General features: G+C 67.2%; 23 protein-coding genes and 1 pseudogene. 20 read left to right on the top strand and 4 right to left on the bottom strand.

The annotated features are described in order from the left end of the window. Positions 1–179 precede the first annotated feature (179 nt). The 4 genes from ACAD63_RS21480 (at position 180) to ACAD63_RS21465 (ending at position 3,524) form a co-directional block, all read left to right on the top strand. A complete protein-coding gene (locus tag ACAD63_RS21480; RefSeq protein WP_195427779.1) occupies positions 180–1,013 on the top strand; it encodes an IclR family transcriptional regulator in 834 nt (277 codons plus the stop codon). Between the two features lie 58 nt (positions 1,014–1,071). Further along, the gene (locus tag ACAD63_RS21475) at positions 1,072–2,061 is read left to right on the top strand and encodes a DUF3108 domain-containing protein (protein ID WP_434034033.1); all 990 of its coding nucleotides are present in this window, start codon (positions 1,072–1,074) and stop codon (positions 2,059–2,061) included. A 128-nt stretch (positions 2,062–2,189) separates the two neighbouring features. After that, positions 2,190–3,032: an alpha/beta fold hydrolase gene (locus ACAD63_RS21470; protein ID WP_135704138.1), complete on the top strand. Its 843-nt coding sequence runs from the start codon at positions 2,190–2,192 to the stop codon at positions 3,030–3,032. A gap of 234 nt (positions 3,033–3,266) precedes the next feature. Continuing rightward, a complete protein-coding gene (locus ACAD63_RS21465) occupies positions 3,267–3,524 on the top strand; it encodes a BTH_I0359 family protein (RefSeq protein WP_133094997.1) in 258 nt (85 codons plus the stop codon). Between the two features lie 81 nt (positions 3,525–3,605). Here the strand turns inward: ACAD63_RS21465 and ACAD63_RS21460 are convergent, their stop codons facing one another. Next, complete coding sequence (locus tag ACAD63_RS21460; protein ID WP_133094998.1) at positions 3,606–3,998, bottom strand: rhodanese-like domain-containing protein; 393 nt, start codon at positions 3,996–3,998, stop codon at positions 3,606–3,608. A 208-nt stretch (positions 3,999–4,206) separates the two neighbouring features. Between ACAD63_RS21460 and ACAD63_RS21455 the strand changes: the two genes are divergently transcribed. The 5 genes from ACAD63_RS21455 (at position 4,207) to ACAD63_RS21435 (ending at position 10,145) form a co-directional block, all read left to right on the top strand. Then, positions 4,207–5,268 (top strand): homocysteine S-methyltransferase family protein, encoded by a 1,062-nt coding sequence (locus ACAD63_RS21455; protein WP_133094999.1) that lies wholly within the window; start codon positions 4,207–4,209, stop codon positions 5,266–5,268. Between the two features lie 16 nt (positions 5,269–5,284). Next, positions 5,285–8,032 (top strand): methionine synthase, encoded by a 2,748-nt coding sequence (metH, locus tag ACAD63_RS21450; protein WP_434033237.1) that lies wholly within the window; start codon positions 5,285–5,287, stop codon positions 8,030–8,032. Positions 8,033–8,297: 265 nt separating this feature from the next. Beyond that, complete coding sequence (locus ACAD63_RS21445) at positions 8,298–8,735, top strand: hypothetical protein (RefSeq protein ID WP_434033236.1); 438 nt, start codon at positions 8,298–8,300, stop codon at positions 8,733–8,735. A gap of 303 nt (positions 8,736–9,038) precedes the next feature. Then, on the top strand, positions 9,039–9,671 hold the full coding sequence (locus ACAD63_RS21440) for a response regulator (RefSeq protein WP_133095002.1): 633 nt from the start codon (positions 9,039–9,041) through the stop codon (positions 9,669–9,671). A gap of 66 nt (positions 9,672–9,737) precedes the next feature. After that, entirely contained in the window at positions 9,738–10,145 is a 408-nt protein-coding gene (locus ACAD63_RS21435; protein ID WP_135704146.1) for a response regulator, read from the top strand. A gap of 30 nt (positions 10,146–10,175) precedes the next feature. On the opposite strand, the gene ACAD63_RS21430 is transcribed toward ACAD63_RS21435, so the two are convergent. Then, positions 10,176–11,579, bottom strand: a complete 1,404-nt coding sequence (locus tag ACAD63_RS21430) for a sensor histidine kinase (protein WP_133095004.1) — start codon at positions 11,577–11,579, stop codon at positions 10,176–10,178. A gap of 285 nt (positions 11,580–11,864) precedes the next feature. Between ACAD63_RS21430 and ACAD63_RS21425 the strand changes: the two genes are divergently transcribed. Both ACAD63_RS21425 and ACAD63_RS21420 read left to right on the top strand, forming a co-directional pair. Continuing rightward, positions 11,865–12,029: a DUF1328 domain-containing protein gene (locus ACAD63_RS21425; protein ID WP_029047756.1), complete on the top strand. Its 165-nt coding sequence runs from the start codon at positions 11,865–11,867 to the stop codon at positions 12,027–12,029. A gap of 49 nt (positions 12,030–12,078) precedes the next feature. Next, positions 12,079–12,504 carry a DUF883 family protein gene (locus ACAD63_RS21420; RefSeq protein ID WP_133095005.1) on the top strand — a complete coding sequence of 142 codons (426 nt, stop codon included), beginning with the start codon at positions 12,079–12,081 and terminating at the stop codon, positions 12,502–12,504. A 160-nt stretch (positions 12,505–12,664) separates the two neighbouring features. On the opposite strand, the gene ACAD63_RS21415 is transcribed toward ACAD63_RS21420, so the two are convergent. Further along, the gene (locus ACAD63_RS21415; protein ID WP_063239886.1) at positions 12,665–12,988 is read right to left on the bottom strand and encodes a DUF1840 domain-containing protein; all 324 of its coding nucleotides are present in this window, start codon (positions 12,986–12,988) and stop codon (positions 12,665–12,667) included. A gap of 265 nt (positions 12,989–13,253) precedes the next feature. On the opposite strand from ACAD63_RS21415, the gene argS reads away from it, so the two are divergent. The 5 genes from argS to ACAD63_RS21390 all read left to right on the top strand — a co-directional run bounded on the left by argS (position 13,254) and on the right by ACAD63_RS21390 (position 18,461). Then, complete coding sequence (argS, locus tag ACAD63_RS21410) at positions 13,254–15,050, top strand: arginine--tRNA ligase (protein ID WP_133095006.1); 1,797 nt, start codon at positions 13,254–13,256, stop codon at positions 15,048–15,050. A 111-nt stretch (positions 15,051–15,161) separates the two neighbouring features. Then, positions 15,162–15,908 (top strand): SPOR domain-containing protein, encoded by a 747-nt coding sequence (locus ACAD63_RS21405; RefSeq protein WP_434033235.1) that lies wholly within the window; start codon positions 15,162–15,164, stop codon positions 15,906–15,908. A 184-nt stretch (positions 15,909–16,092) separates the two neighbouring features. Then, entirely contained in the window at positions 16,093–16,728 is a 636-nt protein-coding gene (locus ACAD63_RS21400) for a thiol:disulfide interchange protein DsbA/DsbL (protein ID WP_133095008.1), read from the top strand. Between the two features lie 93 nt (positions 16,729–16,821). After that, positions 16,822–17,625 carry an SDR family oxidoreductase gene (locus ACAD63_RS21395; protein ID WP_133095009.1) on the top strand — a complete coding sequence of 268 codons (804 nt, stop codon included), beginning with the start codon at positions 16,822–16,824 and terminating at the stop codon, positions 17,623–17,625. Positions 17,626–17,627: 2 nt separating this feature from the next. Next, a complete protein-coding gene (locus ACAD63_RS21390; RefSeq protein ID WP_135704155.1) occupies positions 17,628–18,461 on the top strand; it encodes a helical backbone metal receptor in 834 nt (277 codons plus the stop codon). Between the two features lie 9 nt (positions 18,462–18,470). On the opposite strand, the gene ACAD63_RS21385 is transcribed toward ACAD63_RS21390, so the two are convergent. Beyond that, on the bottom strand, positions 18,471–19,547 hold the full coding sequence (locus tag ACAD63_RS21385; protein ID WP_133095011.1) for an MBL fold metallo-hydrolase: 1,077 nt from the start codon (positions 19,545–19,547) through the stop codon (positions 18,471–18,473). A gap of 207 nt (positions 19,548–19,754) precedes the next feature. Here ACAD63_RS21385 and ACAD63_RS21380 point away from each other — a divergent pair, with 207 nt between their 5' ends. The 4 genes and pseudogenes from ACAD63_RS21380 to ACAD63_RS21365 all read left to right on the top strand — a co-directional run. Beyond that, positions 19,755–20,219 carry a MerR family transcriptional regulator gene (locus tag ACAD63_RS21380; RefSeq protein ID WP_133095012.1) on the top strand — a complete coding sequence of 155 codons (465 nt, stop codon included), beginning with the start codon at positions 19,755–19,757 and terminating at the stop codon, positions 20,217–20,219. Positions 20,220–20,311: 92 nt separating this feature from the next. Next, positions 20,312–20,806 carry a PaaI family thioesterase gene (locus ACAD63_RS21375; RefSeq protein ID WP_135704156.1) on the top strand — a complete coding sequence of 165 codons (495 nt, stop codon included), beginning with the start codon at positions 20,312–20,314 and terminating at the stop codon, positions 20,804–20,806. A gap of 37 nt (positions 20,807–20,843) precedes the next feature. Beyond that, positions 20,844–21,014 (top strand): hypothetical protein, encoded by a 171-nt coding sequence (locus ACAD63_RS21370; protein ID WP_434033234.1) that lies wholly within the window; start codon positions 20,844–20,846, stop codon positions 21,012–21,014. Continuing rightward, a pseudogene (locus ACAD63_RS21365) lies at positions 20,936–21,802 on the top strand (acyl-CoA dehydrogenase family protein); the annotation flags it as partial. The gene ACAD63_RS21370 and the pseudogene ACAD63_RS21365, both read left to right, overlap by 79 nt.

Genomic DNA, 21,802 nt, shown 5'->3' with positions numbered 1-21,802 from the left:
GCTTGGCGGGCATCGACACGCGCGCCGCCGGGTCTGTTGCGAAGGAAGTCTACCGATGGCTTAAAAATTGGTAAATCGATTTCGCTATAGTAAATTTACCTACGAACTTGCCCGGGTCTCCGGGCGCCGATTTCCTGGTCCCAATTCCCTCTGCCCCCCTGCCGCCGGCCATGTCACGCATTGCTGAAAACGAAGAAGACGACGCCAAGCTGCGCTCCGGCATCCAGTCCATCGAAGTGGGCTTCAAGCTGCTCCAGGCCCTCGCGGCGTCGCCGCGCGCGATGATGCTGCGCGACCTCGCCGCCGCCGCCGGCATGAACCCGGCCAAGGCGCACCGCTACCTGGTCAGCTTCATGCGGCTGGGCACGGTGGCGCAGGACCCCGTCAGCGGCCGCTACGACCTGGGCCCGTTCGCGCTGCAGCTGGGGCTGGCCGGCCTCAACCGGCTCGATCCGGTCAAGAAGGCGCGGCCGATCCTGTCGCAGCTGCGCGACGAGATGGACCTGACCGCCGGCATCGCCGTATGGGGCAACCACGGCCCGACTATCGTGCACTGGGAGGAATCCAGCCACCCCGTCACCGTGAGCCTGCGCCTGGGCGACGTGATGCCAATGCTCAATTCCGCCACCGGCCGTCTCTACGGTGCCTACCTGCCGCGCAAGCAGACCCTGCCGCTGATCGAGCGCGAGCTGGGCGCGCGCGGCAACGGCGCGGTGCCGGACATGCCGGCGTCGCTGTCCGAATACGACGCGATCTGCGCCGAAGTCCGCGCGCACGGCGCCGCGCGCACGCTCGGCGGCGTGCTGCCGGGCATCAATGCATTCTCTATGCCGGTGTTCGATGCCAACGGCCACCTCGCCATGGGGTTAATCGTACTGGGCGCGCAGAGCCTGTTCGATGCAGAATGGGGCGGTACGATGGATCGTCGCGTACGCGATATCGCCCAACAGCTCTCATCGGAACTCGGCTACCTTGGTGCCGTCCCCCCGGCCGGAGAAACCGGCCAGCCCTAGTCCTCGCGCCCGCCCGGGCGCGGATACCCCCGTCTGGCGCCGTCGGCGCTGGGTGATCGTGGTTGCGCTGGTGGTACTTGTGCACGTGCTGGCGGTGGTGGGATTCCTGCGCATGCCGGGGCCGCTGATCCCGTTCGACACCAGCAACACACCCACGCTGGAGGCGGTCCTGCTGCCGCCGCCCAGGCCACCGGCCCAGCCGAGGCCGCGCCCCGCGCCACAGCCGCGCCCGAAAGCCGCGGCGCCGGTCCCGGCGCCCGAGCCTGAGCCGCCAGCCCCGCCGTTGGCGACCAGCCCGCAAGGCCCGGCCGAGATGGCAACCGGTCCAGGCGGCACCGGAGCGGCGCCAACACCACCCGCCGCGCCCGCGCCGGCGCCTTCCGGCGGTCCGCAGGGCGGCGTCGACGGCGTCGTCTACAGCGCGCCGCCGCCCGCCACGTACCACTACGCCAGCTTTGTCAACGGCGTGCAGAACCCCGATGGCCTGATCCGCTGGGAGCACGACGGCCGCCGCTACCGGCTCGCGGTGGAAACGCGCGTGCTGTGGTTCCGCTTCGCGTTCCAGAGCAACGGTGCGCTGTCCGAGCAGGGACTGTTGCCGGAACGCTACGAAGAGCACCGGCGCAACAAGGCCGAGTCATCGCGCTTTGACACCGCCGCCGGCATCGCCACGCTGCGCAACGGCGCGCAGTCGCCATTCCCGCCCGGGGCCCAGGATCGCTTCAGCGTGTTCCTGCAGCTGGTCGGCCTGGTGCGTGGCAATCCGCAACGCTATGTCACCCCCGGTGTGACGGAAACGTTCCAGGTTGCCGATACGCGCGATGTGGAACCGATGCAAGTGCAGTATGTTGGAGAAGAGGATTTCGATACGGGCAATGGCATGGTACGTGCGAAGCACTTCGTGCGGCTGCCGCGCCGCGCCAATGACCGTCGCCGGGTCGAGTTGTGGCTTGCGCAATCGCTGGGCTGGATGCCGGTGCGGCTGCGGCAGACCGAGCCCGACGGCACCCAGATCGAACTGGTGTACCGCGGCAACGGCGGGCAATAGCCACGGGCCGTTCGCCGGGGTCGATCACCACCGGTAACCAGCGGGCGAATGTCAACAATCGTTAAAAAGCGTCTCGCCCGGGTCAACGCCGCCGCGTTTGGCGCATTCTTACTGACAGGAGCCCCGCCATGACAGTTGCCACGCCACCCGCCGAAACGCACCGCGTCCATGCCGACGGCGCCGAGCTTTACGTGCGCATCGACGGCACCGACGGACCTTGGGTGATCCTGGCCCATGCGCTGGCCGCCAGCCATGCGCTGTGGGACCAGACCGCCGCCCACCTGGCATCGCGCTACCGCGTGGTGCGCCCCGACCTGCGCGGGCATGGCGGCAGCGAGGCGCCGCTGGGCCCTTACACCATGACCCGGCTGGCGGACGATGTGATCGCGGTGATGGACGCGCTGGAAATCCCCCAGGCCCACTTCTGCGGCATTTCGGTCGGCGGCATGATCGGGCAGACGCTGGGGTTGCGCCATCCGGAGCGGCTGCTGTCGCTGGCGCTGGTGGCCACCAACAGCCAGACCCCGATGGAAGCGCACCCGATGTGGCACAACCGCATCGGCCAGGCCGAGGCGCACGGCATGGCCGGCCTGGCCCATGCCACGCTGGAGCGCTGGCTGACGCCGGCCTTCCGCGCCGCCCATCCCGATGCGGTGGCGCGCATCCACGCCATGCTGGTGGCCACGCCGGTGCGCGGCTATGTGGGCGTGGCCGAGGCGATCATGGCTTTCGATCTCGCCGGCGCGCTTTCCCGTATCCATTGTCCTACGCTGGTAGTAGCAGGAGAGAACGATCAGGGCGCGACCGTGGCAATGGCGCAGAGCATTGCGGCCGCCATCCGAGGCGCCCGGCTGGAAGTAATGCCGCAGGCGGCGCACCTGGTGCATGTGGAGCAGCCCGAACGCTTCCACGCGGCACTGGACGCGTTCCTCGGCAATGCGGCGTGCGGCGGCCAGTGCGACGTTCCGTGACAGACAACACACTGATGCGCCAGGCTCAAGAAACTTGTTGCAAAGGACGATGCCCAATCTATGTAGGCAGCAATGACGTGGCAACGCAGTGACCGGCTAAATCCTGCCAAGCCTTGATTTCGCGCGGGTCACCCCAAGTTTGGAGGTAAAGCCGCGGCGCCCCCTCACGGCAACATCGACGAGGCAAGAATCACAAGGGCAAGCCGCCCAACCATGACGCCCAGGAGGTGTGCCATGCAAATGATCTACAACAGCGACAATTACTGCATCGTCGAGTTCGGTGCGGATGTCGAGCAAGCGCCGCTCGAATTTGGCGGCTATGAAATCGTCGACAAGAACCTGAAGCGCGAGATTTTCCTCGGCGGGCACCTGGCTGAAAGCTTCCGCGCCGACGTCAAGCGCCTGATCGAAAGCGAGCCATCAGTGGAAGAGGTCGATGACTTCCTCGCCAAGTTCGACAACGTGATGACGCATCCGCTGGTCATGCATTGAGCGGCTTTCCATTGCCGCCGGCCACGGCCGGCGGCAATGCCATCGCGCCCGCCCCGGCGGGCGTTTTTATTGGGCGGCGGTTCAGTACTGCTCCCACGGCAGGCCGTCGTGGCGCCAGCCGTTGAGCGTATTGCGGTGGCGCTGCCCGTCCAGATCCCCCTCGAAACCGTGCAGCACGTTGTAGACATTGGCAAAGCCCGCGCCCTCCAGCGCCCGCGCCGCCGCCGCCGAACGGTTGCCGCTGCGGCAGATCAGCAGCACCGGCCGCGCCGACACATGCCCGGCCAGCTTCTTCACCATCTGCACGAAATGCGGGTTGACCTCCCAGTCGGGGCCGTCGTTCCAGGGGACGTTGTGCGCACCCTTGGGATGGCCGACGAACAGGTATTCCATCTCGCTGCGGCAGTCGATGAAGAGCGTGTCGGGCGATTGCGCCAGCAGGTCGCTGGCGTCGGCGGGGGACAGGTGTTGCATGGTCGGCGGGGACAAGGGGCGCGCAAAGGACGCGGAATGGCCGGAATGGTGACGGTTGCGCCTCTCAGTGTAGGCCGCCATCGGCCCGACAGGCAACCGCAAGGCCTTGATACACCTGATAAAATCGCTGCTCTTGGCCAGCATCGGCCCCAGCAGCGCCCGCCGCCGATCCACGATCGCGCCGGCCGCCTTTCCAGAGTTCCCCGCCATGAGTGCCCCTGAATCCCGCGCGGCCGCACCGCGCCCCTACACCCGGGCTGCCGAGCTGCCCCGGCTGCTGCAAGAACGCATCCTAATCCTGGATGGCGCCATGGGCACCATGATCCAGCGCTACAAGCTGACCGAGGCCGACTACCGCGGCGAGCGCTTCGCCGAACACAAGGTGGACGTGAAGGGCAATAACGAACTGCTGCTGCTGACGCGCCCGCAGGTCATCAGCGAGATCCACGAGCAGTACCTGGCCGCCGGCGCCGACCTGATCGAGACCAATACCTTCGGCGCCACGCGCGTGGCGCAGGAAGACTACAAGATGGCGGATCTGGCGTACGAGATGAACGTCGAGGCCGCGCGCCTGGCGCGCGCCGCTTGCGACAAGTACAGTACGCCCGACAAGCCGCGCTTCGTCGCCGGCGCCTTCGGCCCGACGCCCAAGACCGCCAGCATCTCGCCCGACGTGAACGACCCCGGCGCGCGCAACGTCACCTTCGAGGAACTGCGCCAGTCCTACTACGAGCAGGGCAAGGCGCTGCTTGAAGGCGGCGCCGACGTGTTCCTGGTCGAGACCATCTTCGATACGCTCAATGCCAAGGCCGCGCTGTTCGCCATCGACCAGCTGTTCGAGGACACCGGCGAACGCGTGCCGGTGATGATCTCCGGCACCGTGACCGATGCCTCGGGCCGGATCCTGTCGGGCCAGACCGTGGAAGCATTCTGGAACAGCCTGCGCCACGCCAGGCCGGTCACCTTCGGGCTGAACTGCGCGCTGGGCGCCACGCTGATGCGCCCGTATATCGCCGAGCTGGCCAAGGTGTGCGACGCCGCGGTGTCGTGCTACCCGAACGCGGGTTTGCCGAACCCGATGAGCGATACGGGCTTCGACGAAACGCCGGAAGTCACGTCTTCGCTGGTCGAGGAATTCGCCGCTTCCGGGCTGGTGAACCTGGTGGGCGGCTGCTGCGGCACCACCCCCGAGCACATCGCCGCCATTGCCCAGCGCGTGGCCGACAAGAAACCCCGCACCTGGCCCGGCCAGTACCGCGACGCCGCCTGAGCCGGAGCCCGAGAACATGAGCGAGAACAATCTGCCCCCGCGCCCGATGCGCCTGTCCGGCCTCGAGCCCTTCACCATCGACGACGACACGCTGTTCGTCAACGTCGGCGAGCGCACCAACGTGACCGGCTCCAAGGCCTTCGCGCGCATGATCCTGAACGGCCAGTTCGACGAGGCGCTGGCGGTGGCCCGCCAGCAGGTCGAGAACGGCGCGCAGATCATCGACATCAACATGGACGAGGCCATGCTGGACTCGAAGGCCGCGATGGTTCGCTTCCTGAACCTGATCGCCTCAGAGCCGGACATTGCGCGTGTGCCGATCATGATCGACTCGTCCAAGTGGGACGTGATCGAGGCCGGCCTGCAGTGCGTGCAGGGCAAGCCGGTGGTGAACTCGATCTCGCTGAAGGAAGGCGAGGAACAGTTCCGCCACCACGCCGAACTGATTCGCCGCTACGGCGCGGCCAGCGTGGTGATGGCCTTCGACGAGAAGGGCCAGGCCGATACCTTCGAGCGCAAGACCGAGATCTGCAAGCGCAGCTACGACATCCTGGTCAATGAAGTCGGCTTCCCGCCGGAAGACATCATCTTCGACCCGAATATCTTCGCGGTCGCGACCGGCATCGAGGAACACAACAACTACGCCGTGGACTTCATCGAAGCCACGCGCTGGATCAAGCAGAACCTGCCATACGCCAAGGTGAGCGGCGGCGTGTCCAACGTGTCGTTCTCGTTCCGCGGCAACGACGTGGTGCGCGAGGCGATCCACACCGTTTTCCTGTACCACGCGATCGGCGCGGGCATGGACATGGGCATCGTCAACGCCGGCCAGCTCGGCGTGTATGACCAGCTCGATCCCGAGTTGCGCGAGCGCGTGGAAGATGTGGTGCTCAATCGCCGCGAGGATTCCACCGATCGCCTGCTGGAAATCGCCGACCGCTACAAGGGCGGCGGCGCGAAGAAGGAAGAAAACCTGGCCTGGCGCGGCACGCCCGAGCAGCCGGTGCCCGTGGGCGAACGCCTGGCGCATGCGCTGGTGCATGGCATCACCACCTTCATCGTCGAAGACACCGAGGAAGTCCGGCAGCAGGTCGCCGCGCGCGGCGGCCGCCCGATCGAGGTGATCGAGGGCCCGCTGATGGACGGCATGAACATCGTCGGCGACCTGTTCGGCGCCGGCAAGATGTTCCTGCCGCAGGTGGTCAAGAGCGCGCGCGTGATGAAGCAGGCGGTGGCGCACCTGCTGCCCTTCATCGAGGAAGAAAAGCGCCTGCTGGCCGAGGCCGGCGGCGATGTGCGCGCGCGCGGCAAGATCGTGATCGCCACTGTGAAGGGCGACGTGCATGACATCGGCAAGAACATCGTGTCGGTGGTGCTCCAGTGCAATAACTTCGAGGTCGTCAACATGGGCGTGATGGTCCCGTGCAACGAGATCTTGGCCAAGGCCAAGGTCGAGGGCGCGGACATCGTCGGCCTGTCGGGGCTGATCACGCCGTCGCTGGAAGAAATGGCCTACGTCGCATCGGAGATGCAGCGCGACGACTACTTCCGCGTGAAGAAGATCCCGCTGCTGATCGGCGGCGCCACCACCTCGCGCGTGCATACCGCGGTCAAGATCGCGCCCAACTACGAAGGGCCGGTGGTGTACGTGCCTGACGCCTCGCGTTCGGTCAGCGTGGCGTCGAGCCTGCTGTCCGATGAAGGGGCGGCGAAGTACCTGGACGAACTGAAGGCCGACTACGACCGCATCCGCACCCAGCACGCCAGCAAGAAGGCCACGCCGATGGTGACGCTGGCGCAGGCGCGCGCCAACAAGACGCCGATCGACTGGAGCGGCTACGTGCCGCCCAGGCCCAAGTTCGTCGGCCGCCGCGTGTTCCGCAACTACGACCTGGCGGAACTGGCCAACTACATCGACTGGGGCCCGTTCTTCCAGACCTGGGACCTCGCCGGCAAATTCCCCGATATCCTCAACGACGAGATCGTCGGCGAGTCGGCGCGCAAGGTGTTCTCGGACGGCAAGGCCATGCTGTCGCGCCTGATCCAGGGCCGCTGGCTGACGGCCAACGGCGTGATCGCGCTGCTGCCGGCCAACACCGTCAACGACGACGATATCGAGATCTACACCGACGAGACCCGCAGCAAGGTCGCGCTGACCTGGCACAACGTGCGCCAGCAGAGCGAGCGCCCGGTGGTCGATGGCGTGCGCCGCCCCAACCGCTGCCTGGCGGACTTTGTCGCCCCGAAGGACAGCGGCATCGCCGACTACGTGGGCATGTTTGCCGTCACCGCGGGCCTCGGCGTCGACAAGAAGGAAGCCCAGTTCGAGGCCGACCACGACGACTACAGCGCGATCATGCTGAAGGCGCTGGCCGACCGCCTGGCCGAAGCCTTCGCCGAATGCCTGCACGAGCGCGTGCGCAAGGACCTGTGGGGCTACGACGCGGCCGAGCAGCTGAGCAACGAGCAGCTGATCGCCGAGTCCTACCGCGGCATCCGTCCCGCGCCCGGCTATCCGGCCTGCCCGGAGCACACCGTCAAGGGCCCGATGTTCGAGTTCCTCGACGCGGCCGAGATCGGCATGGGCATCACCGAGTCTCTGGCAATGACGCCGGCCGCTTCGGTGAGCGGCTTCTACCTGGCGCATCCCGAGTCGACCTACTTCACCATCGGCAAGATCGGCCAGGACCAGCTCGACGACATGGTGGCGCGCCGCCATGAAGAACGCGCCACGCTGGAGCGCGCGCTCGCGCCCAACCTGTAACGGGGTGCGACGGCAGGGCGCCGGCCACGGCCGCGCGATCCTGCCGCCAGCCCGTTGATGTCACAGGGAATTTCCCCGTGCAACGGCTTCCCGGCCTGGTTGCAGCGGCGTATCCGACGCCTCACAACTCCTTACAGAGCCTTTCAATCCCTCACAGACCGGTGCAGGTGCGATCCCTAGACTGAGGGCTCGATTCACGCAAACACCAGCGCGTGAACACCGCGACGAATGTTTCGCCGCGGGGCATCCTGAAAGGAGTCTGTCCATGAAGAAACTGCTGCTCTCCCTGTCCGCCCTGTCGATCGCCGCCGCTTCCTCGCTGGCCATGGCACAAGGTACTGGTGTGGGCGCCGGCGCGAAGGCCGACGTCGGCGCATCGGTGACCGCGCCCTCGCCCTCGGCCGCCACGCAGGGTGCGTTGAATACCGCGGGCAGCGCCGCCACCGGCGTCACCAGCGCCGCCGAGAAGGGCCTGTCGACCGCGGGTGCGGCAACCGACAAGGGCGTGTCGGCAGCGGGCTTCGCGGCTGACAAGGGCCTGTCCACCGCCGGTGCGGCGGTCGAGAAGGGCGCCAGCACGTCGGCCGATGCCAAGGCCGAAGCCGGCAGCAAGGCCAAGCACGGCAAGAACACCACCAAGTCGGCCAAGAAGTCCAAGGCAGACGCCAGCGTGGGCGCCGAGGCCGGCGCGAAGGTGCAGTAAGCTCGCCGCCAGCCGGCACAGGCGCGCAGGCTCTGATGCCCTGATTCTCAGGGCCTGACGCGCCGCAGCAAAGCGGGACGGACTCCAGGCCGTCCCGCTTTGCTTTTGTACGCCATGCCTCCTGCCGTTGACCCGCGGGCCCCTCCATGTGCGCTCTACGCGTTGTGGCCGTGCATCATGTCAGCCTGACACCGACAGCCCCAGCGCCCGGCCGGCACTACAATGACAGCAACGCAAGCGGTTCCGCCTGCACCCGACTGCACCGGGCAATGTGCCGGTCCGTTCAACCCCGTGGAGCCCCTCATGATCCGCGTCCTGATCGCTGACGATCACGAGATTGTGCGTGCCGGGCTGCGACAGTTCATTTCCGACGAGCCCGACATCCAGGTGACTGGCGAAGCCGGCAGCGGCGACGAAGTCATGGCTCGGCTGCGTGACGCCGAATACGATGTGCTGGTGCTGGATATCTCGATGCCCGACCGCAACGGCATCGACGTGCTCAAGCTGATCCGGCAACGCAAGCCTGAACTGCCGGTGCTGATCCTGTCCACCTACCCGGAAGACCAGTACGCCATCAACCTGATCCGTGCCGGTGCTTCAGGCTACCTGACCAAGGAAAGTGCCCCCGACGATCTGGTCAAGGCCATCCGCACGGTGGCGCAGGGACGCCGCTATGTCAGCGCCACGGTGGCCGACCTGCTGATCGGCGGGCTCGACAAGCCGACCGAGCAGCCGGTGCACCAGATGCTGTCCGAGCGCGAGTTCCAGATCTTCTGCAAGCTCTCGCGCGGGCAGTCGGTGTCGGTGATCGCCGACGAATTGTTTCTCAGCGTCAAGACCGTCAGTACCTATCGTTCCCGCATCCTGGAGAAAATGGGCATGAAGACCAACGCTGACCTGACTTACTACGCCATCAAGAACGGCCTGGTCGAGTAGCGGCAGGCCGCGGGCCGCATCGCGGCCTGCGGCGGATCGCACCGGACCGGGCCCGCAAACCAGAACATGTCGGAGCAGGCTTCGAACACTTCCTACCGGGCGCTGAGCATACTGCTGATCGAAGACTCGGCGGTCCTGCGAGGCATGCTGCTCGAATACCTGAAGGATTTCCCGTTCATCGAGAACGTGGACTGGGCCGACACCGAGGCCATGGCCGTGCGCCTGCTCGATGCCGGCAAGTACGACGTCGCCATCGTCGACCTGCAGCTGCGCCAGGGCAACGGCATCAATGTGCTGCGCGCGATGCAGCGCAAAGGCACGGACACCGTGCGCATCGTCTATACCAACCACGCCGAGGTGCAGATGTACCGCAGACAGTGCGCCGAGGCGGGTGCCGATTATTTCTTCGACAAGTCGCTCGAGCTGGAGCAGGTGTTCCGCGTGATCGAGGAGCACGCGGCGGCGGCGTCCTGATCCTCCTGGCTATCCTTCAGGCAGCACCCATCAGGCGCGTGCAGGCTCTTCGCCTTCCGGCTCTTCCGCCGGCGCCAGCACGGATGCCGTCAGCGGCACCTCGATGTGGATGCGCACGCCCGCGTGCGCCGACGAGTCGATCTTCATGCTGCCGCCCAGCGCGGTGACGCGCTGCTCCATGCCGAGCAGGCCGTGGTGGCCGGCGATGCTGCCGGCGTCGAAGTCGGGCGGCAGGCCTTTGCCGTCGTCGCGCACGGTCAGCGTCAGCAGCTCGCCGCGGCACGCCAGGCAGACCTCGACGCGCCTGGCTTCCGAGTACTTGCTGGCATTGGTCAGCGATTCCTGCACGATCCGGTACAGCGCGATCGCCGCTTCGTCGCGCAGCGCCGGCAGGTCCTCGGGCACGCTGACTTCGGTTTCCCAGCTGTTGCGCGCGCCGACTTCCTCCACCAGCTGGCACACCGCGGCGCGCAGGCCGAGGTTGAGCAGCACGGTGGGGCGCAGGTCCTCGATCAGGCGGCGCTTGATCTGGATGCCCTGGTCGACGTGCAGCATCACCCGCGTCAGGCGCTCGGCGCCTTGCGGATGCGCCTGCTGGATCTGGCGGCGCACCCAGTGCAGGTCGAGCTTGATGGCGGTCAGGATCGCACCCAGCTCGTCGTGCAGCTCGCGCGCCAGCCGGGTTTTCTCGTCTTCGGTAACGCGCTGAAGGTGAGCCGCCAGCGCAGACAGCTGGCGCGTGCGCGCGCGCACCTTGCGGTCGAGCTTGGCGCTTTCCTCTTCCAGCTGCGCGCGCACCGCCTCGGCCATGGACAGGCGCTTGGCGTGGCCCACGCCGACCGCGAGCAGCAGGATGATGTTGATCGCGGTCAGCAGGCCGATGCCGTAGCGCGACAGCTGCACATCGTTCTCGGCGCCTTCCAGCCGGTGCGAGACCGAGCCCGCCTCGCGCGCCTGCAGCTGGTCGAGCCCGCGGCGCGCGTTGTCCATGGTCTGCTTGCCGTAGTCGGTGCGGACCAGGTCCAGCGCCACTTCCAGGTCGCGCTTGCCATAGACCAGCGTCAGCGCCATCTCGTTGAGCTTGCTGTTGATCAGCTTGGAGGTGTCGCCGAACATCTTCAGCCCCTCCGGGTCGTTGGCATAGTCCGCGCGGATCTGCGCCATCAGCTCGGCGATGCGCGGCAGCCCCTTGTAGTAGGGCTCGAGGTAGCTTTCCTTGCCGGTCAGCAGGAAGCCGCGCTGGCCAGCCTCGGCGTTGACCAGCTCGCCGTTGAGCGCGGCCAGCTCGGTCTGCACGCGCTGCGAGCGGATTACGTCGGTGTAGCTTTCGCGCAGGCGGATATTGCCGGTTTCCGACGCCACCAGCACCGCCAGCGTCAGCACGATGCCGCCCGCGAGCAACAGCGTGTGAGGAAGAAATGACTGCTTGAACATGGGGGCATCTTTCCTGTGGTTGGGGTGCGCTGCCTGCCCGTGCGGCGCCAGGGAGCGCTCATGGGATCACATCGATCCGCATGGGTCAACCTTGATGCGTCGGGCGTGCCGCACCCCTACTGCCATGCTGTAGGACTCGGCTGACAGCGGAATCGGCTCGCTGTCGGTATTGGCGCGGCGGCTGGCTTCCTACGATGAGGCTATGAGCTTGCACCTTGTGGCGCAAGTCTTCACTTGGGCTCCGGGCCAGTGCCGGCCCGGTCAGCCATCTTCGGGAGCCTAGCCATGCTGCACTATGCACTCGTATTTTTCGTCATCGCCCTGATCGCGGCGATCTTCGGCTTCGGCGGTATCGCTGCCGGCGCCGTGGAAATCGCCAAGATCCTGTTCTTCATCTTCCTGGTCGTGGCACTGGTGGCCGCGGTGATGGGACTGGTCCGCAGGCGATAGCGCCGGCCACGCGCCGGCTCCTGTGCCGATCGCAACCTGAGGAGACCCTATGCTGACCCAGAACCCCAAAGTCCGGAAGGAACTGAACCACTTGTCCGACAGTGCCGACAGCGCCATCCGCCATCTCAAGCACGCAGCGCGCGATTCGCGCGAGGCCGCTGCGCCGGTTTCCGGCGAGGTCAAGGCGCTGATCGCCCAGCTGGAGCACACCATCGAAGTGCTGGCGCGGGAAGGCTCGGCCGAGAGCCTGCGTGCCGGCCAGCGGCTGCGCGACCGTGCCAGCGAGATGGCGCACCGGCTGCGCGACCAGACCACCGACGGCATGATGCGCGCCCGCGAACGGATGGACGGTGCGGTCGAACACTCGCGCCAGCGGGTCGTCGATTCGCCACTCAAGGCGGTGGCGATTGCCGCTGCCATCGGTGCGCTGCTCGGTGTGCTACTGGCCAACGGCCGCCACCACGAAGAGGAGTAGGACTGGCGGCACCGGGCCCCGCGCGGCGGGGCCCCTGAAAAGCATTCCCCCCTTTCCGGCGCCCTCGTCCGGAAGCCCGGCAACCCAACTCGGTGCCGGGCGTCTTTTTTTGTGCGCGCCGCGCGTGCGGCGGCGCGCCCGGGGCTGCCTTGCCTTCGGGCTACACCCCCCACAGGACGTTGGTCCCTTCCCGCTGCGAGGCGCGCAGCATGTCCAGGAAGGGATAGGCGCGCTGCCCCAGGTGCAGCGGCTCTTCCTCGTCTTCATCGACTCCCGACTTGCCTTCCACGGCCGTGCCGGCGGGATGGTCGCGGCGCGCGTCGGTCACTGCCGCTTCCAGCTTCTGGATCGCGCGCGGCAGTTCTTCGACGGTGATCACCCCCCGTTCCCCGAGATGCTTGCCGATGATGCCCAGCAGCGTGATGGCCAGATCCTTCATCATGATCAGGTCTTGCGCAGCGTGGGATTTGAAGGTGATCAGCATGGTGTGGTTTCCTTTTCCGGACATGCAGGGGACGGCGTTCCCGGGGGCGGGAAGCCGCATGGATTGTGGCCCGGGGCCATCTTCGCGCATGATGTCAGCATAGCACCTGATAAAATTCCGCGTTCCCGATTCCAATGCCTGTTTCAATGCCTGTTGAGCGGTGCGGCGTACCTTTGCCGTCACATGCCGCTTCGGGCGTTGGTGCCGCAGTTGGTGCCGCATTTACGCGGCGCCTGAATACTTGCCCACAGGGCTTCCGACATCCATGCTGCCTGTTCAGACCTCCAATCTCGCCGCCGCGTTCACCGATGCCGTGCGCGTGCTCGCCCCGGCCGATGCCACCCTGCCCGCCGTCACTTTCGAGCGGCCCAAGGCGGCCGCCCATGGCGACCTTGCCTGCAACATCGCCATGCAGGTGGCGCGCGCGCTCAAGAGCAATCCGCGCGAGCTGGCGCAGCGCATCGTCGCCGCAGTGCAGGCCGATGCGCGCGCGCAGGGCCTGGTCGAGGCCATGGAGATCGCCGGTCCCGGCTTCATCAACCTGCGCCTGACCGCAGCCGCCAAGGCCGACGTGCTGCGCGCGGTGCTGGCCGAGGGCGACCACTACGGAGCGCGCGAGCGCGGCGTGCAGGGCCAGGTACTGGTCGAGTTCGTCTCGGCCAACCCGACCGGCCCGCTGCACGTGGGCCACGGGCGCCAGGCGGCGCTGGGCGACGCGCTCGCCAACCTGCTGTCGTGGCAGGGCTTCCATGTGCACCGCGAGTTCTACTACAACGATGCCGGCGTACAGATCCAGACCCTGGCGCTGTCGGTGCAGGCGCGCGCGCGCGGCCTGAAGCCGGGCGACGCCAGCTGGCCCGAGTCGGCCTACAACGGCGACTACATCGCCGACATCGCCGCCGATTTCCTCGCCGGCAAGACCGTCAGCGCCTCCGACGGCGAGCCGGTGACCGCGTCGGGCAACGTCGAGGATATCGATTCGATCCGCAAGTTCGCCGTGACCTACCTGCGCAACGAGCAGGACATCGACCTGCAGGCCTTCGGCGTCAAGTTCGACCGCTACTACCTGGAGTCGTCGCTGTACAGCGATGGCCGCGTCGAGGCCTCGGTGCAGTCGCTGGTCGCCAAGGGCAAGACCTACGAGAGCGAAGGCGCGCTGTGGCTGCGCACCACCGACGACGGCGACGACAAGGACCGCGTCATGAAGAAGACCGACGGCACCTACACGTACTTCGTGCCGGACGTGGCCTACCACACCACCAAGTGGGAGCGCGGCTTCACCAAGGTCATCAACGTGCAGGGCAGCGACCACCACGGCACCATCGCGCGCGTGCGCGCCGGCCTGCAGGGCCTGGACATGGGGATTCCCAAGGGCTACCCCGACTACGTGCTGCACAAGATGGTCACCGTGATGAAGAACGGCGAGGAGGTCAAGATCTCCAAGCGCGCCGGCTCGTACGTCACGGTGCGCGACCTGATCGAATGGTCCAACGGCCAGGATGACACCTGCGAGACCATCCGCGGCTGCCTGGAGCAGGGCGTGGCCGACTGGCCGGCGCACTTCACGCGCGGCCGCGACGCGGTGCGCTTCTTCCTGCTGTCGCGCAAGGCCGATACCGAGTTCGTGTTCGACGTCGACCTGGCGCTCAAGCAGAACGACGAGAACCCGGTGTACTACGTGCAGTACGCCCACGCCCGCATCTGCTCGATCTTCGAGTCGTGGGGCGGCGCCGACTGGGAGAGCCGCCTGGCCGAGCTGGCCGGCGCCGACCTGTCGGCCGTGACCGGCCCCGAGGCCGGCGCCCAGGCGCAGGCGCTGGCCCGCCGCCTGGCCGAGTTCCCCGACATGCTGTCGGACGCTGCCTCCGAACTGGCGCCGCATGCGGTTGCCTTCTACCTGCGCGACCTGGCCGGCGATTTCCACGCCTTCTACAATGCCGACCGCGTGCTGGTCGACGACGAGGCGGTCAAGCGCGCCCGGCTGGCGCTGCTGGCCGCGACACGCCAGGTGCTGCGCAACGGCCTGGCGGTGATCGGCGTCTCGGCGCCGCGCCGCATGTAATCGACGGGCGTTCAGCCGGACGCCCGGTGGGCGCCCAGCGGGGCGCCCGGTGGGACCCACAGGGCTGCCCGGAGGTGGCCCTATAATCCCGGCATCACCTAAGAGGACTTCATGCAACAGCAACGCAAGCGCGATGCGCGCAAGGCCCGCCGCAGCCAGCAGCGCGGCGGGACGTTCCTGGGCCTTGTGCTCGGGCTGATCGTCGGGCTGGCCATCGCCGTGGTGGTCGCCCTCTACATCACCAAGTCGCCGACGCCGTTCCAGCAGAAGAGCGCGCCGCGGCCGAGCGAGCCGGGCAACGTCGCCAGCCAGCTGCCGCCGCCGGCGCAGCCCGCCGACCAGGGGCCGAGCGACCCGAACAAGCCGCTGTGGAGCAAGACGCCGGCCAAGCCGGTGGGCCAGGCGCCCGAGCCAGAACCCAGGCCGGGCACCCAGCCGAGCCAGCCAAGCCAGCAGAACGGTCACCAGAACGGCGAGCCGCCGGTGGCGGTCACCCGCCCGGCGGAGAAGCCCGTCGAGAAGCCGGCCGAAAAACCCGCCGACAAGCCTGTCGCCACCAAGCCGGCGGAAAAGCCGGTGTCCGACCCGATCGCCGAGATCGCCCAGGCCGACGCCAACAAGGTCGGCTACCTGCTGCAGGTGGGCGCGTTCCGCTCGGCCGACGACGCCGACCGCCAGAAAGCCAACCTGGCGATGCAGGGCTTCGAGGCCCGCATCACCGAGCGCGACGTCAACGGCGTAAAGATGTACCGCGTGCGCATGGGCCCATACAATCGCATCGAAGACATGAACAAGACGCGCGAGCGGCTGCAGTCGCAGGGCTTCGAGGCGTCCGTGATCCGCTTCACCAAGCAGTAATGGTCAGCGGGAACCCCGGCTCGGGCGTTATGCGCCTGGGCGGGGCACACCCGGCCACGAAAGCGTCATAAATACGCCGTAACCAACGCAACATCCTTGTCACTGCGGCGGCGGCGCCCGGGCTGAACCGGACGCCGCCGCCGCGGTCATACGCTCATCGACCCAACCGCAAGGCCGCACCAAGATGAAGAAACTCGCCGCACTGTTCGCCATGTTCGCCGCCGTGGGCGGCCTGCTGATGTCCGCGCCGTCCCAGGCTGCGCCCACCGAGGGCAAGGAATACCAGGTCCTGAAGGCGCCGCAACCGGTCACGCCGGGCAAGATCGAGGTCACCGAGTTCTTCTGGTACGGCTGCCCGCACTGCTTCGACTTCGAGCCCGACCTGGAAGCCTGGGTCAAGAAGCAGGGCGGCAATGTCGTGTTCAAGCGCGTGCCGGTCGCCTTCCGCGACGACCTGCTGCCGCACACCAAGATCTTCTATGCGCTCGAAGCCATCGGCAAGCTCGACGCCATGAACATGAAGGTCTTCAACGCCATCCACGTCGAGCGCAAGCGCCTGCTCGACAGCAACGAGATCGCCGACTTCATGGCCAAGAACGGCGTCGACCGCAAGGCTTTCCTGGACGCGTATAACTCGTTCACGGTGACCACCAACGCCCAGCGCGCCAACAAGATCGCCGACGCCTACAAGATCGACGGCGTGCCGACCGTGGTGGTGCAGGGCAAGTACGTGACCTCGCCGTCGATCACCGGCAACAAGCAGGGCGCGATCCAGGCCATGGATTACCTGGTGGAGCAGGTGAAGGCGAAGAAGATGTAAATCCGACTGGCGGCCTTGAACAGGCCGGTGGTTTGCCGAACGGCTGGTATCCTGTACCAGCCGTTTTTCATTTCGGACAGCCTTCTTCCATCCATGCGTCCCCTCAAAGTCTTCCTCACCGGCGCCTCCAGCGGACTCGGCCAGGCGCTGGCGCGCGAATACGCGTCGCAGGGCGCCATCCTCGGCCTGGTGGCCCGGCGCGAAGACGCGCTGCGCGAGTTCGTGGCGACGCTGCCTAACCCGGGCGCGGTGCGCGTCTACGGCGCCGATGTGCGCGATGCCGATGCGATGGCGCGCGCGGCGGAAGACTTTCTCGGCCATTTCGGCTGCCCCGACGTGGTGATCGCCAATGCCGGCGTCTCGGTCGGCACCGTCGCCAGCGAACGCGAGGACCTCGACGCCTTCCGGCAGGTGATGGACACCAACTGGTTCGGCGTGCTGACCACGTTCCAGCCTTTCCTGCACGCGATGCAGCAGCGCGAGCCCGGGCCCGGCGGCCGGCGCGGCACGCTGGTCGGCATCGCCAGCGTCGCCGGCGTGCGCGGGCTGCCGGGCGCCGGTGCATACAGCGCGTCGAAGTCGGCTGTGATCAAGCTGCTGGAGAGCCTGCGGCTGGAGCAGCGCCCGCTTGGCATCCGCGTGGTCACGATCGCGCCGGGCTATATCCGCACGCCGATGACCGCGAAGAACCCGTACCGGATGCCGTTCCTGACCGATGCCGACGTGTTCGCGCGCAAGGCCGCGCGCGTGATCGCCGCCGGCCGGCGCTTCCGCGTGATCCCGTGGCAGATGGGCGTGGTGGCGGGGCTGATGCACGTGATGCCGCGCTGGCTGTACGACATGGTGGCGACCGGCGCGCCGCGCAAGCCGCGGCGCGGGGAAAGCAAGGAGCCCTGACGATGTGGACCGATGCCATTGGAGAGCAGCACGCCGCCGCAAGCGGCGAGGTGCGCATTGCCTCGCTGGTGCCATCGGTGACAGAACTGCTGTTCGCGCTCGGGCTGGAATCGCAGATGGTGGCGCGCACCGGCTTCTGCATCCACCCGGAACCGGCCGTGCGCGCGGTGCCCAAGGTCGGCGGCACCAAGGACGTCAGGGTGGCGCGGCTGCGCGAGCTGGCGCCCACGCATGTGGTGGTCAATATCGACGAGAACCGGCGCGAGACCGTCGACGAGATCCGCGCCTTCGTGCCCAACGTGATCGTCACGCATCCGTGCGCGCCGGAAGATAATTTGCCGCTGTACCGGCTGCTGGGCGGCATTTTTGGCCGTCATACCGAGGCCGAATCGCTGTGCGCGGCCTTGCAGGCCGAGCTGGATGCCATCCGCGCGCGTGCCTGGCCGGCGCGCCGCGTGCTCTACGCGATCTGGCAGGACCCCTGGATGACGGTGTCGCGCGACACCTATATCAGCCGCATGCTGGCGCTGGCCAACTGGCAGACCTGGCCAGGCGGCGCAGGCGCCGTGCAGGCGTGCGCGGGCGGCGATTGCAGCCGCCCCAACGCGCCCGGCGAACGCTATCCCACCTTCCGCTGGAGCGATGCGCTGGTGCGCGAGCTCGACCTGGTGCTGCTGTCGACCGAACCCTATCGCTTCGCCGAAGACCACGCCGACGCGCTCGAGCGCCAGCTCGGCAAGCCGGTGCTGCTGGTCGACGGCGAGATGCTGTCGTGGTACGGCAGCCGCGCGGTGGACGGCGTGCGCTACCTGGCGGCCCTGGCGGCCGCCAACTGACTTGCGCGATCAGGCGGCGCGGAAGCGGTACACGCCGTCGTCATCCAGTTGCCGCACCAGCTCGCCGCGGTGCCACAGGCAATGCAGGTGCGCCAGCGATTCGCCCATGGCGAAGGTCATCTGGTGGATGTCGAACTGGCGCTTGAAGATCACGCTGACGATATCGTGTGCGCAGCACGGCTTCTCGCGGCAGGCTTCCAGCGTTTCGGCGAGGCGGTCGGCATGGTGCTCGCGCAGCTGCATGATGCGGGTATGCAGGTTGCGGAACGGGCGGCCGTGCGACGGCAGGATCAGCACGTCCTGCGGCAGCGGCTCGTAGCGGGTAAGCGAGTCCAGGTAGAGCTGCAGCGAATTGCCTTCCGGCTCCATGTCGAACACGCTGACGTTGGTCGAGATGCGCGGCAGCACCATGTCGCCGGACACCAGCACGTTGGTCGCTTCGTTGTACAGCGCCACGTGCTCGGGCGAATGGCCGAAGCCGGTGATCACGCGCCAGCCCGAGGTGGCCGCGTCAGTGCCGATCCGCACCGTGTCGCCTTCCATCAGGCGGCGGTATTGCGCCGGCAGGTCGGGCACCAGCGACGGGTAGTAGGTCTTGCGCGCGCGCAGCTTTTCCTGGCTGTCGGGATCGGTCAGGCCATGCCGCGCGAAGTGCGCGGCGGCCGCGTCGCCGCCCGCGCTGGAGCCGGCACCGGTGCCGGTGCCCATCACGCGCGCGCTCATGTAGTCGCCCAGGCTCATCCACAGCCGCACGCCGAAGCGCTTGCACAGCCAGTGCGCCAGGCCGACGTGATCGGGGTGGCTGTGGGTCACCAGCACGCGCACCACCGGCAGCCCTTCCAGCTCGTTGGCGAAGATGGTTTCCCAATGCGCCTTGATGGTGTCGTTGGTAATGCCGCAGTCGATGATGGTCCAGCCGTCGCGCCCGTCCAGGCGGTCGCGCAGCAGCCACAGGTTGATATGGTCGAGCGCGAACGGCAGCGGCATGCGCAGCCAGTAGACGCCGGGGGCGACTTCCTGCTTGGTGCCGGGATCGGGCATGGTGTCGCCGAACGGGTATTGGAGCTGGTGTTCGAGTGCGTTCATGAGGAGTCTCTTGTTCGAAGCCTTGTGCCGGGCGGGGGCAGGCAGGCTTTCTCGTTGCGGGGCGCGCTGGCGTAACGTTCCGGTTCGCGCCAGTTGCCAGTCGCCAGGGTTGACGCTAACGTAAACGTCAACTCTGGCGGTTCGTCTCCATCTTAAGCGAAAACTTGACTTCGCAACGAACGACCGTTCACTTTACTGGGCGCACCCATGGCAGTCACGCAACCTCCAGCCTCCGCAACCTACACCATCACCGACCTCGCCCGCGAGTTCGATGTCACGCCCCGCGCCATCCGCTTCTACGAAGACCAGGGCCTGCTGTCGCCGGAGCGCGAAGGCCCGGGCGGCCGCAAGCGGGTCTACAACAGCCGCGAGCGGACCCGGCTGAAGCTGACGTTGCGCGGCAAGCGGTTAGGGCTCACTCTCAACGAGATCCGCGAGATCCTGGATCTCTACGAGTCGCCGCGCGACACCGCACCGCAGCTCGAACGCTTCCTGCACGCGCTTGCCGCCCACCGCGGCGCGCTGGAACGGCAGATGGAAGACCTGCAGGCGCAACTCGCCGAGATCGACCAGCACGAGCGCCATTGCCGGGACTTGCTGGCCGCCCAGACCGGCGGCAAGCCCGCGGCCACGGAGGGCGGCGATGCCCCGGCCCGGAAGCGATCGGCCTGATGCATCACCTGGCACGGCTTCCGTGCCGATTTGGATTGACGTTTACGTAAACGTAAATAGAATACTCCAACGCTCCACACCGGAACCCAGCCATGACGCCTGCCAACGCCAGTGCCCTTGCTGCCGAAAGTGCCGAACCTGACGCGCTGTCCGCCGCACGCGCCGATGCCATCGCCACCAGTTTCTCGCGCCAGGGGCTGATGACCAGCTTTGGCGCTACGCTGCAGCGGGTGGAGCGCGGCGAAGTCGAGATCGCGATGCCGTGGTCCGATGGAGTGACCCAGCAGCACGGTTTCTTCCACGGCGGTGTAGTTGGCGCGCTGGCCGACAGCGCCTGCGGCTATGCCGCGCTGTCGATGGTGGGCGAGGGCGAGGCGGGCCTGACCGCCGAATACAAGATCAACCTGCTGTCCCCCGCGCAAGGCGAACGCCTGGTCGCGGTGGGCCGGGTGCTGAAGCCCGGGCGCACACTGATCGTGGCGCAGGGCGAGGTCTACGTCGAACAGGCGGCGCAGCAGGGCCGCCGCAAGCAGGTGGCCACCATGCTGATGACGCTGTGCGTGGTCAAGACCCTGGATCACGTCTGAAGCACGAATACAAAGCGAATCCAAACAGGAGACCGACATGACCGAACTGCCAGGCCTGAAATTCGACCTCGGCGAAGACATCGAGATGCTGCGCGATTCCGTGCGTACCTGGGCCCAGGCCGAACTGGCCGCAACGGCACGGCCGCGCAGAAGGCGAAGTACCTGCCCAAGCTGGTGTCGGGCGAATGGATCGGCGCGCTGGCGATGAGCGAGCCCAACGCCGGCTCCGACGTGGTCAGCATGAAGCTGCGCGCGGAACTGAAAGGCGACCGCTACGTGCTCAACGGCACCAAGATGTGGATCACCAACGGTCCGGACTGCGACGTGCTGGTGGTTTACGCCAAGACCGAGCCCGAGCTGGGCGCGCGCGGCATGACCGCCTTTATCGTCGAGAAGGGCATGAAGGGCTTCTCCGTGGCGCAGAAGCTGGACAAGCTGGGCATGCGCGGCTCGCACACCGGCGAGCTGGTGTTCGAGGACGTGGAGGTGCCGGCCGAGAACATCCTCGGCGCCGAGAACAGCGGCGCCAGGGTGCTGATGAGCGGGCTGGACTACGAGCGCGCCGTGCTGTCGGGCGGCCCGGTCGGCATCATGCAGGCGTGCATGGACGTGGTCACGCCGTACATCCACGACCGCAAGCAGTTCGGCCAGAGCATCGGCGAATTCCAGCTGATCCAGGGCAAGGTGGCCGACATGTACACCACGCTGCAGGCGGCGCGCAGCTACCTGTACACGGTCGGCAAGAACCTGGACGCGCTCGGCAGCGACCACGTGCGCCAGGTGCGCAAGGACTGCGCCGCGGTGATCCTGTACACGGCCGAGAAGGCCACCTGGATGGCGGGCGAGACCGTGCAGATCCTGGGCGGCAACGGCTATATCAACGAATACCCGGCCGGGCGCCTGTGGCGCGACGCCAAGCTGTACGAGATCGGCGCCGGCACCTCTGAGATCCGCCGCATGCTGATCGGCCGCGAGCTGTTCGCGGAAACGATGTAA

Source organism: Cupriavidus sp. a3 (assembly GCF_051015765.1).
GTDB lineage: Bacteria > Pseudomonadota > Gammaproteobacteria > Burkholderiales > Burkholderiaceae > Cupriavidus > Cupriavidus oxalaticus_A.
This window is presented reverse-complemented; position numbering and strand designations above follow the sequence as displayed.